General features: G+C 64.8%; 15 protein-coding genes. 10 read left to right on the top strand and 5 right to left on the bottom strand.

Annotation, left to right across the window (positions count from 1 at the left end):
* Window positions 1-3 precede the first annotated feature (3 nt).
* Window positions 4-1101, top strand: coding sequence for a porin (locus DWV00_RS03005; RefSeq protein WP_115532010.1), 1098 nt, complete (start codon window positions 4-6; stop codon window positions 1099-1101).
* Window positions 1102-1133: 32 nt separating this feature from the next.
* Here the strand turns inward: DWV00_RS03005 and DWV00_RS03010 are convergent, their stop codons facing one another.
* On the bottom strand, window positions 1134-2069 hold the full coding sequence (locus DWV00_RS03010) for a LysR substrate-binding domain-containing protein (protein ID WP_115532011.1): 936 nt from the start codon (window positions 2067-2069) through the stop codon (window positions 1134-1136).
* A gap of 176 nt (window positions 2070-2245) precedes the next feature.
* Here DWV00_RS03010 and DWV00_RS03015 point away from each other — a divergent pair, with 176 nt between their 5' ends.
* The 9 genes from DWV00_RS03015 to DWV00_RS03055 all read left to right on the top strand — a co-directional run bounded on the left by DWV00_RS03015 (window position 2246) and on the right by DWV00_RS03055 (window position 10629).
* Window positions 2246-3316 carry an ABC transporter substrate-binding protein gene (locus DWV00_RS03015; protein ID WP_115532012.1) on the top strand — a complete coding sequence of 357 codons (1071 nt, stop codon included), beginning with the start codon at window positions 2246-2248 and terminating at the stop codon, window positions 3314-3316.
* An 83-nt stretch (window positions 3317-3399) separates the two neighbouring features.
* Window positions 3400-4470, top strand: coding sequence for an ABC transporter ATP-binding protein (locus DWV00_RS03020; RefSeq protein WP_115532013.1), 1071 nt, complete (start codon window positions 3400-3402; stop codon window positions 4468-4470).
* A complete protein-coding gene (locus DWV00_RS03025; protein ID WP_115532014.1) occupies window positions 4457-5329 on the top strand; it encodes an ABC transporter permease in 873 nt (290 codons plus the stop codon). Before DWV00_RS03020 ends, DWV00_RS03025 begins: the two co-directional genes overlap by 14 nt.
* A gap of 13 nt (window positions 5330-5342) precedes the next feature.
* Window positions 5343-6140 (top strand): ABC transporter permease, encoded by a 798-nt coding sequence (locus tag DWV00_RS03030; RefSeq protein ID WP_115532015.1) that lies wholly within the window; start codon window positions 5343-5345, stop codon window positions 6138-6140.
* A complete protein-coding gene (locus DWV00_RS03035) occupies window positions 6137-7273 on the top strand; it encodes an NAD(P)/FAD-dependent oxidoreductase (protein WP_115532016.1) in 1137 nt (378 codons plus the stop codon). Before DWV00_RS03030 ends, DWV00_RS03035 begins: the two co-directional genes overlap by 4 nt.
* A 7-nt stretch (window positions 7274-7280) precedes the next feature.
* Complete coding sequence (locus tag DWV00_RS03040; protein WP_115532017.1) at window positions 7281-7640, top strand: (2Fe-2S)-binding protein; 360 nt, start codon at window positions 7281-7283, stop codon at window positions 7638-7640.
* Complete coding sequence (locus DWV00_RS03045) at window positions 7630-9036, top strand: NAD(P)/FAD-dependent oxidoreductase (protein ID WP_115532018.1); 1407 nt, start codon at window positions 7630-7632, stop codon at window positions 9034-9036. The genes DWV00_RS03040 and DWV00_RS03045 overlap by 11 nt, the downstream gene beginning before the upstream one ends.
* The gene (locus DWV00_RS03050; RefSeq protein ID WP_245964688.1) at window positions 9029-10231 is read left to right on the top strand and encodes an NAD(P)/FAD-dependent oxidoreductase; all 1203 of its coding nucleotides are present in this window, start codon (window positions 9029-9031) and stop codon (window positions 10229-10231) included. Before DWV00_RS03045 ends, DWV00_RS03050 begins: the two co-directional genes overlap by 8 nt.
* A 44-nt stretch (window positions 10232-10275) precedes the next feature.
* Window positions 10276-10629, top strand: a complete 354-nt coding sequence (locus DWV00_RS03055) for a RidA family protein (protein ID WP_115532019.1) — start codon at window positions 10276-10278, stop codon at window positions 10627-10629.
* Here the strand turns inward: DWV00_RS03055 and DWV00_RS03060 are convergent.
* The 4 genes from DWV00_RS03060 to shc form a co-directional block, all read right to left on the bottom strand.
* The gene (locus tag DWV00_RS03060; RefSeq protein ID WP_115532020.1) at window positions 10626-11309 is read right to left on the bottom strand and encodes an HAD family hydrolase; all 684 of its coding nucleotides are present in this window, start codon (window positions 11307-11309) and stop codon (window positions 10626-10628) included. The genes DWV00_RS03055 and DWV00_RS03060 overlap by 4 nt on opposite strands.
* A gap of 142 nt (window positions 11310-11451) precedes the next feature.
* Entirely contained in the window at window positions 11452-12123 is a 672-nt protein-coding gene (locus DWV00_RS03070) for a Gfo/Idh/MocA family protein (RefSeq protein WP_115532021.1), read from the bottom strand.
* Window positions 12124-12281: 158 nt separating this feature from the next.
* Window positions 12282-12992 carry a phosphorylase gene (locus DWV00_RS03075; protein ID WP_115532022.1) on the bottom strand — a complete coding sequence of 237 codons (711 nt, stop codon included), beginning with the start codon at window positions 12990-12992 and terminating at the stop codon, window positions 12282-12284.
* Window positions 12992-14986, bottom strand: coding sequence for a squalene--hopene cyclase (gene shc, locus DWV00_RS03080; RefSeq protein ID WP_115532252.1), 1995 nt, complete (start codon window positions 14984-14986; stop codon window positions 12992-12994). The genes DWV00_RS03075 and shc overlap by 1 nt, the downstream gene beginning before the upstream one ends.
* Between the last annotated feature and the right edge of the window lie 8 nt (window positions 14987-14994).

Genomic DNA, 14994 nt, shown 5'->3' on the forward strand with positions numbered 1-14994 from the left:
ATCTTGAAAGCATTGAAAGTATTCGTGCCGGCTGTGCTGGCCGCTGCCGCCTGCGTGGCCCAAGCCCAAAGCAGCGTCACGCTATACGGCACCATCGATGAAGGCTTCGACTACATCCGCAACGTGAACGGACATTCGGACTACACGTTGACGAGCGGCACTCAGCAACTGGGCGACCGTTGGGGACTCAAAGGCAGCGAAGATCTCGGCAACGGCTTGCACGCGGTCTTCCAATTGGAGAACGGCTTCGCCCTCAATACCGGTGCGGCGCTGCCCAACGGGCAGATGTTCGGTCGTCAGGCGTATGTCGGCCTCTCGTCGGAGGAGACCGGCACCGTCACGCTTGGACGCCAATACGATTCCGTCGTCGACTATGTCGCACCGCTGGCCGCGGCCGGAAGCTGGGGCGGCACGCTGTTCGCCCATCCGTTCGATGCCGACAATCTAGACGATTCGTTCCGCGTCAATAACGCGATCAAGTACACCAGCGCAAACTATGCAGGCCTGCAGTTGGGCGGTGTCTACGGGTTCAGCAATCAGGCCGGCTCATTCGCGAGCAATCGCGTCTGGAGCGCCGGCGCACGCTATCAAGCAGGTGCGCTAACCGCCGCCGCGGCGTATATGGATATCGACGGAGCCGACGAAACAACCGGCGGAGCCGTTACCGATGCGCCATACATCTCCAGCCGGCAGCGCATTGCCGCAGCCGGCGTGAACTATGCAATCGGCGCGACGAAGTTCGGTCTTGTGTACACGCATAGCGACATCTACGGTCGCCCGGATCTCCCTGCGCAGCAGTCGCTGAAATTCGACAACATCGAAGCCAACGCAAAATGGGATGTTTCGTCGGCGTTGTATCTCGCGGCGATGTATTTGTACACGCGCGAATCGATCGCCACCACGACCGCGCATTATTTCCCACATCGCAACGAGTTCGGCTTGACGGCAGGCTACCACTTGTCGAAGCGTACCGAAGTCTATGCGCAAGGCCTGTACGAGCATGCAACGGGTAGCACCGTGCTCGGCCAAATCGGCGACACGGCGGCTTCGTCATCGCACGACGAAACGGTCGCACGCGTCGGCATTCGCACCGCGTTCTAACGCACCAGCAATGTGAAGGATGGGGCGGGGGCCTACCCGCCCCGCCGCTTCGTAGCTTGCCGCTGCGGCACCTTCATCTCCGCGAGAAATTCATCATGCAGTTCCCGCAGCACCTCCACAAACGCCGACGCGAGCCGCTCCCGCGGCCGATGCGGCGGATACAGCAAGTAGATCGGAAACCGCACCTCGGGTGAAAACCGCCTAATCGCAATTCCCGGCCCGACAAAGTCCCTAGCAACGATCGGATGCGAAAGCGTCACCCCCATTCCCAGCCGCACCATCTCGCAGCAAATCGCGGAGTACTGCGCCTCGATCGCCATCACTCGTTCCACGCCCGCCCGCGCGAACACCTCGTCCATCTGCGCGCGCGTGCCGTCACCGTGACATAGCGAAATAAACGACTCACCCTGCAAATCCGCGGGCTTGATCACGGACTTCTTCGCCAGCGCGTGTTCGGCCGGCACCACACACATCGCCGGGACGGTCGAAAGCAATTCGACGTCGCAATTCGATGCCTCGCTGACGTACACCGCCACACCCAGATCGCAAAACTGCGAAGCGGTCCAATGATTGATCGTGCCGGACGTATTCATATGCAGAGTCACGGTCACGCCAGGATGCAGCCGCTGGAAGCGATCGATCGCACGCGGCACGAGCGTCAATCCCGCCGACGGCATCGCGGCAATACGCAAACGCCCCGTGCCGAGATTGCGAATCTGCGCGGCGGCATTGGCTAGCCCCTGTAGGCCCACATACGCACGCTCCACTTCACGAAAGAACGCCGTGCCCTCGCTCGTCGGAATGAGCCGCGCCCCCGTGCGCTGAAACAGCACGAGCCCAGTCTCGCGTTCCAGCTGCGAAATCAGCCGGCTCACGTTCGGCTGCGACGTAAAAAGCTCCTTGGCCGCCGCCGTCATCGATCCCGCCGTCATCACTGCCCGAAACGCCTCGATGTGCTTCAGATTCATCCTCGCCCCCTCCAAACCCGGCCCCGTATTAACGGTAAGGGTGGACCCTAGGTCATATCACCCATGCATAGGTAGGTATTTTATTCGTATTGGAGATATAGCTCGCACAGCGCGAAACTTGGCTACATCGGCTCAAACGTCGAACCATCGCTACACATAATTCAGGAGACAGTCTCATGAAGAAGGTGCCGCAACACCGTGCCCTTTCCCTGCTTTCGCAAACGCTGTTCGCGGCGCTAACGCTCGCCGGCACCTGTGCCGTCAGCGCTCCCGCTCATGCCGACACGACACTGTACGTGGCGAACGTCGGTGGTTCGAACGAAGACATGTACCGTCAGAAGATTGATCCGCCGTTCGAAAAAGCGCATCACGTGAAGATCGTCTACGTCGCGGGCAACTCGAGCGACACACTGGCGAAATTGCAAGCGCAGAAGGGCCATGAGCAAATCAACGTGGCGGTGATGGACGACGGCCCGATGTATCAAGCCATGCAACTCGGCCTGTGCGGAAAGCTCGACGACGCTCCCGTCATGAAGGATCTCTATCCGCTCGCGCATCTCGGGCCGACGGCCGTCGGCGTCGGCATGGTGGCAACGGGTATCGGCTACAACGAGAAGGCGTTCGCAAAGCTCGGCCTGCCCGCCCCCGATTCATGGAAGGCGCTTGCCGATCCGCGTCTGAAGGGCAAGGTGGGCGTGCCGCCGATCACCAATACCTACGGTCTGCATACGCTCGTCATGTTCGCGCGCATGAACGGCGGCGGCGAGAAGAATATCGATCCGGGCTTCACGGCGATGAAGACGCGCGTCGCCCCGAACGTGCTGTCGTGGGCACCGACGCCGGGCGAGATGGACGGGCTCATGCAATCGGGCGACGTGATCATCGCGCCTTACGGCAGCGGCCGCGCCGTTGCGCTGCAGAACACGGGCTTCCCGCTCAAGTTCATTTATCCGAAGGAAGGCGGCGTCGCGCTGCAAGTGGGTGCCTGCGCCGTGGCGCAAAACGCGCAGCCGGCACTCTCGCAACAATTCATCCAGTACTTGCTGAGCCCCGAAGTCCAGGCGATGCAAGCGCAAGACATCGGCCTGGGCCCCGTCAACAAGACGGTCAAGCTGCCGCCCGACATCGCCGCGCGCGTGCCTTACGGTCCCGATCAGATCGCAAAGCTGACCTCGGTCGATTGGACGACGATCAATCAGCACCGTTCCGCATGGACCGAGCGCTGGAACCGATCCGTCGAGCGTTGAACGATACGAGCGACGCTGCGATTCGCGGGTGAGCGCACCGTGCGCCTCACCCGCCACGTGCCCTCGATGAAGGATGGACACACATGAGTTTCCTCACCCTGCAAGGCATTTCCAAGCGATACGGCGACTTCACGGCGATCGAGCACATCGATCTGTCGGTCGAGCGCGGCGAATTCATGTCGCTGCTCGGCCCGTCGGGTTGCGGCAAGACGACGACGCTTCAGATGATCGCCGGCTTCATCTCGCCGACGAGCGGCCGCATCACGCTGGACGGCCGCGACATCACCGACGCGCGCCCCGAGAAGCGCGGCATCGGCGTGGTGTTTCAGAGCTACGCGCTGTTTCCGCATATGACCGTGGCCGGCAATGTCGGCTTCGGGCTCGAGATGCGCAAGATGAAGCGCGACGAACGCAGGCGCCGTATCGGCGAAGCGCTCGAACTCGTGCACTTGAGCGGTCTCGATGAACGCTATCCGAAGGAGCTTTCGGGCGGACAGCGGCAACGCGTGGCGATCGCCCGCGCGATTGCGATGCAGCCCGAACTCCTGCTGCTCGACGAGCCGATGTCGAACCTCGATGCGAAGCTGCGCGAGGAAATGCATATCGAGCTGCGCGCCATTCAGAAACGGCTCGGCATCACGACGATTCTCGTCACGCACGATCAAGTCGAGGCGATGACGATGAGCGACCGCATCGCCGTCATGCATCGCGGCAAAGTCGCCCAGTTGAGCACGCCGTTCGACGCCTACGAGCGTCCCGCCACGCCGTTCACGTCGACGTTCCTCGGCCGCACGAACACGCTCGAAGGCGAAGTGCTGCGCCGCAATCCGCGCTGCGCGGAAGTCGCGGTGGCCGGCACGACGCTGCACGTTCCGCACGAAGGGCGCGACGTGGACGGTGCGGTCAACGTCTATATCCGTCCCGAGAAAGTTCGGCTCGCGAACGGCGACGCACGGTTGCAAGGGCGCATCGCGACGCGCGTGTTCGTCGGCAACCAATGGCTGCTCGTCGTCGATACCGCGCTTGGGAGGATGCATGTCGCGCAGCCGAACTTCGGCGCGCCGCCGCCCGAGGAAGGCCGCGAGGTCGGGCTTGCCTGGACCGACGACGATCTGCGCGTGCTGAATCAGGAGGGTCGTCATGGCCACGCTTGACGATGCGCGCGGCGGCGCCGCGCCGTGGCTGCTGTCGGCCCCCGCGCTGCTGCTGTTCACCGCGATGCTGCTCATACCGCTCGCGCTGACGTTCGTGCTGTCGTTCCATGTCTTCAAAGACATGGCCGGCGTCCAGCCCGGCTACACGCTGCGCAACTATCTGCAGGTCGTCACCGATCCGTACTACGGCAGGATCTTTTTGCGCACGGCGGGGCTCGCGTTCGCCGTAACGCTGCTGTCGATCGTACTCGGCGTGCCGGAAACGATCGTGCTCGCGCGCATGCGCAAGCCGTGGCAATCGATCTGCCTGCTGATCGTGATCGGGCCGCTCCTGATTTCGGTGGTCGTGCGCACGCTCGGCTGGGAAATCCTGCTCGGCAACAACGGCGTGATCAATGACATGCTGCGTGCGCTCCACATCACGCAAGAGCCGATCCGCTTCGTCTTCACGATGACGGGCGTGATCGTCGCACTGACGCACGTGCTGGTCCCGTTCATGGTGATGTCCGTCTGGGCGACGCTGCAAAAGCTCGATCCGCAGGTGGAATGGGCGGGACGTTCGCTCGGCAGCTCGCCGATGCGCGTGTTCCGGCGCGTGGTGCTGCCGCAGATTCTGCCGGGCGTGCTGTCGGGCTCGATCATCGTGTTCGCGCTGTCGGCATCGGCATTCGCGACACCCGCGCTGATCGGCGGCCGGCGTCTGAAGGTGGTGGCCACCGCCGCCTACGACGAATTCCTCGGCACGCTGAACTGGCCGCTCGGCGCGAGCATCGTCGTGCTGCTCCTGATCGCCAACGTCGCGATCGTGATGGGATGCAGCCGCCTCGCCGAACGCCGCTTCAAACACATCTTCGATTGAGGAGCGCCGGATCATGAAGAAAAACGGCTTTCTTGCGCTCGCCTTCAACGCGCTGTTTCTCACGTTCATCCTCGCGCCGCTCGTCGTCGTGCTGCTCGTCGCGTTCACGGACAAAGGCTACATCTCGATGCCGTTTCACGGCGCATCGCTGCGCTGGTTCCGCGCCATCTGGGACGACGACGACATCGTCTCGGCATTCTGGCTCTCGGTGCGGCTCGCTTTCACGGCGGCGACGATCGGCGTCATCCTGGCCGTGCCGGCGGCGCTCGCCATCGCGCGCTATCGCTTCCCCGGCCGCGGCGCGCTGATGGCGTTCTTTCTATCGCCGATGATGATTCCCGCCGTCGTGCTCGGCATCGCCTTTCTGCGCTTCCTGTCGCTGCTGAATCTGAATGGATCGTTCGCGGCACTCGTCGCCACGCACGTCGTGATCGTCGTGCCCTATGCGCTGCGCCTCGCGCTGTCGTCAGCCGTCGGGCTCGACCGCGACGCCGAGCGTGCCGCGCTGTCGTGCGGAGCGAGCCGGTTCACCGCGTTCCGCCGAGTCGTGCTGCCGATGATACGCACCGGCGTGGCCGGCGGTTGGCTGCTGTCGTTCATCCAGAGCTTCGACGAATTGACGATGACCATCTTCGTCGCGACTCCGGGAACGACGACGCTGCCGGTCGCCATGTACAACGAAATCCAACAAACCATCGATCCGCTCGTCACCTCGGTGTCGGCCGTGCTGATCGTCGGCACGATCCTCTTGATGGTGCTGCTCGATCGCCTCGTCGGGCTGGATCGCATCCTGATCGGAGAAGTGCATTGACTTCCAACACGTCCCATAGCGCCGACGTGATCGTGATCGGCGGCGGCCTGGTCGGCTCCGCGCTGGCCTACGGCCTTGCACGCGACGGTGCGCGCGTGACCGTGCTCGACGAGGGAGACGGCGGCTTTCGTGCGTCGCGCGGCAACTTCGGCCTCGTTTGGATTCAGGGCAAAGGCTACGGCCTCACGCCTTACGCCGGCTGGTCGCGCGGTTCGGCCACGCGCTGGCCGGGTTTCGCCCAAAACCTGCTCGACGATACCGGCATCGACGTCGCCCTGCGCCAGCCCGGCGGGTTTCAGTTCTGTTTCTCCGACGACGAGATGGCCGAGCGCCGCAAACGCCTATCGACGCTGCAACAGGAAATCGGCGATTATCCGTTCGAAATGCTCGACCCTCGCGAAGCACGCGAGCGCGTGCCCGGCCTTGGGCCGGAGGTTGTCGGTGCAAGCTATACGCCGATGGACGGCCACGTCAATCCGCTGAAGCTGTTGCGCGCATTGCATGCCGGCATGCAGCGGCGCGGCGCCAAGCTGCATTCCGGCGAACGAGCGGAGCGGATCGAATCGAACGACGGCGGCTTTACGGTCCACAGCCATCGCGGCAGCTACCGGGCGGCGCGGCTCGTGCTCGCCGCCGGGCTCGGCAACCGCGCGCTGGCGCCGCTCGTCGGCCTCGATGCGCCCGTCGCGCCGAACCGCGGCATGATCCTGGTCAGCGAGCGCGTCGCGCCGTTCCTCCACTATCCGACGCTCAACGTGCGTCAAACCGACGAAGGCACCGTCCAGTTCGGCGATTCGATGGAGCAGGCCGGCTTCGACGACTTCACCGCCACCCCTATCCTGAGCGAAATCGCTCGCCGCGGCGTCCGCACGTTTCCCGCGCTGCGCAACGTTCGGCTCGTGCGGACCTGGGCCGCGCTGCGCGTCTACAGCCCCGACGGCTTCCCGATCTACAACCAATCCGAAATCCACCCGGGCGCGTTCGTCGTGACTTGCCACAGCGGCGTGACGCTCGCCGCCGCCCATGCACTGCGTCTCGCACCGTGGATTGCAGGCGCGCCGATGCCGGCCGAATTGCCGGCTTTCTCCGCGCGCCGCTTTGCCGCTTGCGCCGACCCGATCCCCGCTCACTGAAACTGTCATGACTTCCCACTCGAACTCGAATCAATCGCTGTTCAAGCCGCTGACCGGCGCCGATGCGCCCGTCGACATTTGGTTCAACGATCAAGCGCTCTCCGTCCCGGGCGGGCGCTCGGTCGCGGCCGCGCTGCTGGCCGCCGGGGTCTCGCGTTTTCGGGCGACGCCCGTGTCCGGCTCGCCTCGCGCGCCCTACTGCATGATGGGCGCCTGCTTCGAGTGCCTTGTCGAGATCGACGGCGTGCCGAGCCGGCAAAGCTGCATGGTGCAAGTGCGCGCCGGCATGCGCATTCGTTCTCAGGAAGGCGCGCGCGATTTGCCGCCGATGAGCGCCAACGTGCCGGAGAACGTCCATGGCCGCTGATTTCACATCGGAGAGCGTCGACGTCGTCGTCGTAGGCGCCGGCCCCGCCGGCATGAGCGCGGCGACGCGAGCGGCCCGAGCCGGTTTGTCCGTGGTGCTGCTCGACGAGCAGGATGCCGTCGGCGGACAAATCTATCGCGCGATCGGGCGAGCCGACGCACGGCGCAAAGACATTCTCGGCCCCGATTACACGGCCGGTTCGGCGATCGCCGAGGCCTTCGCGCACTCGGGTGCGCGGCATGTGTCCAATGCATCGGTATGGCAGGTGACGCGCGAGCGCACGGTGCATTATCTGAAGGACGGCCAGGTCGGCAGCTTCGAGGCCAAGCGCGTGATTCTCGCAAGCGGTGCGCTCGAGCGGCCCTTCCCCATTCCGGGCTGGACGCTGCCCGGCGTGCTGACCGCCGGCGCCGCGCAGATTCTCTTGAAGAGTTCGGGTGAAGTCCCCGCTTCCGCGCCCATCCTTGCCGGTTGCGGGCCGCTTCTGTATCTGCTCGGATGGCAATACGTCCGTGCCGGCGTACCGATTCGCGCGCTCGTCGATACGACTCGGCACGAAGATCGCTGGCGCGCGAAGCGTCATTTGCTCTCGGCGCTGCGCGCGTGGCCGTTCCTCAGCAAAGGGCTGCAGTTGATCCGCACGTTGCGGCACGCCGGGGTGCCGATCCATGAAGGTGCCGACAATCTGCGCGTCGAAAGCACGACCGCAAGCGATGGAACGCAGCGCGCCGCAGCGCTTGCGTTCACGACGCCGGCCGGCCAGCAGCGTATCGAGGCGGATGTGATTCTGCTGCATCAGGGCGTCGTGCCGAACACGCAGTTCACGCAGGCATTGCGCGCGACTCACCGCTGGGACGACGCGCAACTGTGCTTCACGCCGCAAGTCGATGCATGGGGCGAACTCGATGTGCCGGGGATTTTCGTGGCAGGGGATGGTGCCGGGATCGGGGGTGCGCAAGCGGCCGCGGAGCAAGGCGCACTGTCGGCCCTCGCCGTCGTATCGCAACTCGGCGCAATAGATGCGGCCGCACGAGATCGCGAAGCGGCAACGCATCGCGCATTGCTTGCGCGCGTGATGCGCATCCGTCCGTTCCTCGACAGCTTGTACCGCCCTCGCGAGGCGAACCGCATCCCCGCTGACGATACGATCGTTTGCCGCTGTGAGGAGGTGACGGCAGGCGAATTGCGTAGCTTCGTCGCGCTCGGATGCGTGGGGCCCAATCAGGCGAAATCGTTCGGCCGCTGCGGCATGGGCCCGTGCCAAGGGCGCATGTGCGGCCTGACCGTGACGGAGGTCATCGCCGACGCCCGCAAGGTGTCGCCGGCCGAGGTGGGCTACTACCGCATCCGCCCGCCGATCAAGCCGCTCACGCTCGGAGAACTCGCCGGTGAATGATCGATCGCACTCGAACACGAGCGTGAGCGCGGGCGCGGCGGTCGTGGAGGAGGCCGACGTGCTCGTGATCGGCGGAGGACTTCACGGCACGAGCAGCGCGTTCAACATCGCGCGCCGCGGTGTCAATGTGATCGTGCTCGAAGCCGACTACGTGGCACGTCATTCGTCGGGCGTGAATGCCGGCGGCGTACGTACGCTCGGGCGGCCGCTTCCCGAGATTCCGCTGGCGCTGATGTCGCGCGAGATCTGGCACACGCTGCCCGACGTCGTCGGAGACGGCGGCGGCTTTGTCCCTTCCGGCCAATTGAAGATCGCCGAAACCGAAGCCGAACTCGATGAATGCCGCGAGCGCGCCGCGTTACTCGAAGCGCACGGATTCACACATGAGAAAGTGATCGACCGGGAAACGGTGCTCGAACTCGAGCCGGCGCTCGCCAAACACGTGACGGGCGGCATTTGGGTCGAGCGCGACGGGTACGCTCTGCCGTTTCGCACGACCACGGCATTTCGGCTCGCCGCCGAGCGGCAGGGCGTACGCTTTCACGAAGGCACACCGGTCACCCGCATCGAGCAGCGTGGTGAACGCTGGTACGCCTATACGCCCCGCGGACTGTTCGCCGCGGAAAAGCTGCTGGTTGCCGCGGGCGCGTGGTCGGGAGAGCTGGCGCGTCAGGCCGGGGAACCCGTGCCCGTGCATCCCGAAGGCCTCATGCTGATGGTCACGCATCGCGTCGCGCCGTTCTGCCGAGCGACCCTCGGGGCGACCGGGCGGCCGCTATCGTTCAAGCAGTTCGACAACGGCACGGTCGTGATCGGCGGCAAGCTGATCGGTATCGCCGATCTGCAAGGGCGGCATGGCGAAGTCGACTTCATGCGGCTGGCCAGAAGCGCTCGCACCGTCGTCGATCTCTTTCCGCATTTGAAACATCTCGGCATCAATCGCGCGTGGGCCGGCGTCGAAGCGTTCACCGACGATTCGCTGCCCGTCATTTCTCCGAGCCGCACCGCATCGAACCTCTACTACTCGTTCGGCTATTGCGGCAGCGGTTTTCAGTTGGGGCCGGGCTGTGGCTGGCTCGTTTCCCAAATGATGCTCGACGGGACCACGTCGTTGCCGCTCGATGCGTTCGCGATCGATCGATTCGCAAAATCGCCCACCGAGGCGGCGGCAGCAAGCGTCGCCGTTCATCACTAATCGCCTCACGGAATCACGCGAGGTCACCTAAGGGAGTTCACTGTATGTCCGATATCGTTCGCATCGATACCAATCAGCGCATGAGCCGCGTCGTCAAAGCGGCGGGGCTCGTGTTCATCGGCGGCCAAACGTCGGCCGATCCGGCGCCGGACGTGAAAATCCAAACCGCGAAAGTGCTCGAGAAAATCGACGGCTTTCTGGAGAAGGCCGGCATCGACAAGACGCGGTTGGTTTCCGCGCAGTGCTGGCTCGCAAACATCGAGCGGGATTTCGCCGGCATGAACGAAGTGTGGGACGCGTGGGTGCCGCAGGGCTGCGCGCCCACCAGGGCCACCGTCGAGGCGAAGCTCGCGGCATCCCATCTGCTGGTCGAGATTGCCGTGGTGGCGCTCGCCTAAACGCGCATCGACACCGCGCCCTGCGCGACATCGTCGAGCATGCGCCAGAGCGACGCGGCCGTGAAATCGTCGATGACGTCGTTCGCGCCCGCATCGAGCAGCGTCTGAGTAGGCAACGCCGTGCGCATGCCGAACGTATAGATGCCCGCCGCGCTCGCCGCGCGAATACCCGACAGCGAATCTTCGAACGCCAACGCGCGCTCGGCGCTGGCGCCGAGCCGCTCCAAGCCGGTCAGGTACGGCAGCGGATCGGGCTTGCCGCGCGGCAGTTCGTCGCCGATGACGAGCGTGTCGATGCGATCCGCAAGCCCGAGGCCGTTCAGCATCAACTCGGCGTTGGCGCGCGGCGCGTTGGTCACGACGGCGATACCTACGCCTCGCGATCGCGCCCACTCGAATATCTTCAGCGCGCCCGCCGCAGGCTCCATGTGGGTTACCGATGCGCGAAACAACGCCTCCTTGCGATCGGCCAGCGCTGGATGAAGATGTTCCGGCACGTCGGGAAAGAACTCGCGCATGATGACGTCGTTCGTCGCCCCCATGATCCGCGATTGATAAGTCTCGATCGAGATGCTGCGCCCTCGCTCGCCCAGCAAGACCTGGAAAGCGCCGAAATGATGTTCGTCGGTATTGGCGAGCGTGCCGTCCAAGTCGAACAGCAACGAGAATTTGTCCTGCATAGCGTGTGTGTCCTTGTCGCAACCACTTATTCCATCAGCCGATGCAGCTTGGCGCACTGGAATAGCATGATCGTCTTGCCGTCCATGATTTCACCGCGGCTAACGCGTGCGAGCGGCCTTGATGCGCACGCGCTCGCTGTTGTTATGCTCGTTCTGCCGGCTCGTACCCAAAACCCTGCTCCTTTCTCGACGAAATCGAGTCACGCTCGCAAACCGCATCGACGATTCGGTAGCTCGGCAGCAGGCTCTCGAAATCGGTCTCGAAGCGCGTACGCGTGCGGCACGCTTCGAAGAATCGGTGCAGCTCGTTGAGATAGCTGCCGCGCTCCGCGCTGTCGATACTATCGCAGCCGTCGCAGCCGTCGCTGCTTTCGTTGCCGCCGTTGCTCGATTCGAGCAGCGCCCGCTGCCATGCCGCTTCGCGGCCACCCCGAAACACCCCTGCCGCCACGCCCGTTCTCACGCCGCATTGGCGCGCCATGTCGACGATCGATTGCAGTTCCCGCAGCGTCGAGCAAGGCGGCTTCGCGACGAACACGCTGACGCCGCGCTGCATCGCCCGCGCCGCCATTTCGCCTTGTGCTTGCGGAGGACACGCCATGACGATCGCATCGAGCGTCACTGCGTCGAGCATCGCCGGGACGCTCTCCATCGCCGGAATATCGGGAATGTAGCGATGTATCTGCTTGGCGCGCGCAACGTCGCGATCGCATGCGGCCGCTATTCGAATGCCGGGCATCTGCAGCAGCGACGGCAGGAGGTGCGCTTGCATTTGCGCACCGAAACCGACGAGGCCAACGTGAATCACCATCATCCTAATCTCCGTATCGTTCGTGCACCCGGCACGCTACTCGAGCGCCGCCGGGGCCCCGTCGACAGAGACTATAGGAACGCGATTCGGTTGAAATCTACCAATACTTGTAGCTGATAAAACTGACAGCCGAGCGGGCGGAGAATCGCGCCAACCGCCGCTCAAACAACGCTCAACGCACCCGCGCCGAGCAAAACCGCGCGGGCGGCCACGAGAGAAGCGCGCGCAGCACGCGCGTCGAAAGCCAACCGGATCATGGCCGGAAGTTGTCCCGGCCCTCGAGCGAGTTCGCACAAGATCGGCCCGAGCGCCGTGGTGCCATCCTCGCGCAAACCGGCGGTCGCAGCCGGCGGCAACGTGCGCCATGCGGGATCGACGATTGCGCGGCACACCGCGAAGGGCAACCCTCGTGCACGAGCCTGCTCGGAAGCGATATGCGATTCCATGTCGACAGCCAGCGCGCCCGTCTCGCGATGCAGCGTTTCCTTCTGCTGACGCGTGACGACGGGCGCCGCCACCGCAGCCATCGGGCCGCGTTCGATGCGTGCGGCCGGCAGCGATGCGCGCAGCGCCGACGCGATCCGCTCGCTCCACGCAACGTCGGTCGATCGGCGGCCGGCCGGCCCATCGATCGCATCGGCAACGACGATCGCGCCGGGCAGCAGATCGGGGGACAGCCCGCCCGCCGTGCCGAAGCTCATCACACCCGCAGCCCCCCGAGCCAGGGCCTGCTCCAGCGCGTGTTGGAGCCGATCGGCGCGTGCCGCATAAACGACTTCGACACCGGGCGCCGCGGCGATGCGCGCCTCGAACGCCATCCCCGTCACGATGACGAGCGGCAGTGCCGACCCTGTAGTGGCAGCGGCCGCCATTACATCCCGACCGCGACGCGTACGCGATTGTCTCGCTTGAGATTGCGGTACCGCGCCAGCGCCCAGAGCGGGAAGAACTTGCGGTAGCCGTGATAGCGCAGGTAAAACACACGCGGAAAGCCCGTCGCCGTGAAACGCGTCTCGTCCCAGAGGCCATGCTCGCGCTGCTCATCGACGAGATAAGCCACGCCGCGAGCGACGGCCGGATGATCGACCACACCGGCAGCCATCAGCCCCATCAGCGCCCAGGCCGTCTGCGACGCCGTGCTCGAGGCCTTCTCGTAGCCGCGATAGTCGAGCTTGTAGCTCGTGCCGTCCTCGCCCCAGCCGCCGTCTTCGTTTTGAATCGAGATCAGCCATTGCGCCGCGCGCTTGATGCGCGCGTCGTCGTGCGCGATGCCGGCCGCGTTCAACGCGCACAGGGCTGTCCACGTGCCGTAGACGTAGTTCATTCCCCAACGGCCATACCAGCTGCCGTCGTCCTCTTGTTCGTCGAGCAGGTAATCGTAGGCGCGACGCGCGGGCTCGCTATTGCCCGGCAATTCGCCGAATTGCGCGAGCATCGACAGGCATCGGCCCGAAACGTCGGCGGTGGGCGGATCGAGCAATGCTCCGTGATCGGAGAACGGGATGTTGTTCAAGTAATACTGTGTGTTCTCGGGTTCGAAGGCACCCCATCCGCCGTCGCTGCTCTGCATGCCCACGATCCATTCGCGCGCCCGCGCGATCGCTTCGCGATCGACGTTCGAACGCGTCAGTGCCGCCGCGCGATCCATCGCCATCGCCACGACGGCCGTATCGTCGACGTCGGGATAATGCGGGTTCGCGTACTGGAACGCCCAGCCGCCGGGGCGGATGTCGGGGCGCCGCGAAATCCAATCGCCGCGCACATCCAGCACTTGCAGCGGCCGCAGCCATTGCAAGCCGCGCAGCGCGGCTTCTTGCGCCTTCGGGGCCTCGGTTTCGAGCAGCGCATGCGCGACGAGCGACGTGTCCCACACCGGCGACAAGCACGGCTGGCAATACGCTTCGTCATCGGCAACAGCAAGCAGCTTTTCGATCGACGCGCGAGCGGTCGCTCGATTCGGATAGTCGGGCCCATAACCGAGCGTGTCGTACATCATGACGGCGTTCGCCATCGCGGGGAAAATCGCCCCGAGACCGTCCTCGCCGTTCAGCCGCTCGTCGACGAACGCCACCGCGGCCCGAATCGCGCGCTCGCGCGTTTTCTTCGGGAACAAGCCGTCGACGCCGCGCAGCACCGTATCGACGACACGGAAGAATGCGAACCAGCCGCGGCTCTGATGTCCGGCACGCGGCAGCAAGCCCGCTTCCGACGGGGCGCCGAGGAACAGCTCGTCGATTCGCACGCCGCGCGGATTTCTCGCCACGGGCCGCCGTGCATTGAGCACGAGCAGCGGCACGATCACGGTGCGGGCCCAATACGACACCTTCGACAGATGGAACGGAAACCACTGCGGCAATAGCGTGATCTCGACCGGCATCATCGGCACCGCGCTCCACGGCACGACGCCGAACAGCGCGAGCAAAATGCGCGTGAAAACGTTGACGGCCTCCCCGCCGCCCGCACCGAGTATGGCCGCGCGCGCGCGCTGCATATGCTCGGCATCTTCGCGTTCGCCCGCCATCTTCAGCGCGAAATAAGCCTTCACGCTCGCGCTGACGTCGATCGCGCCGTCGGTGAACAGCGGCCAGCCGCCGTCGGTCAGTTGGATCCGGCGCAAATAGCGCACGATCTTCCGCTCGAGCTCGAGGTTGGGCGTCTCGCCGAGATAGTGAACGAGCAGAATGTACTCGGCCGGAATCGTCGCATCGGCTTCGAGTTCGTAGACCCAATGCCCGTCGGGGCGCTGATCGGCCAGGATGGCATCGGTCGCGCGCGTGATCGCGGCATCGAGCGCGACGCCCGTTTGCGCGGCGTCGGCCGGGCTCGAGGCCGCCATGACGGCGGCGGGAGCGGAAATGTCGTTCATCGGCATCT

This window comes from Trinickia dinghuensis (assembly GCF_003367175.1).
In the GTDB taxonomy this organism is placed as follows: Bacteria; Pseudomonadota; Gammaproteobacteria; order Burkholderiales; family Burkholderiaceae; genus Trinickia; species Trinickia dinghuensis.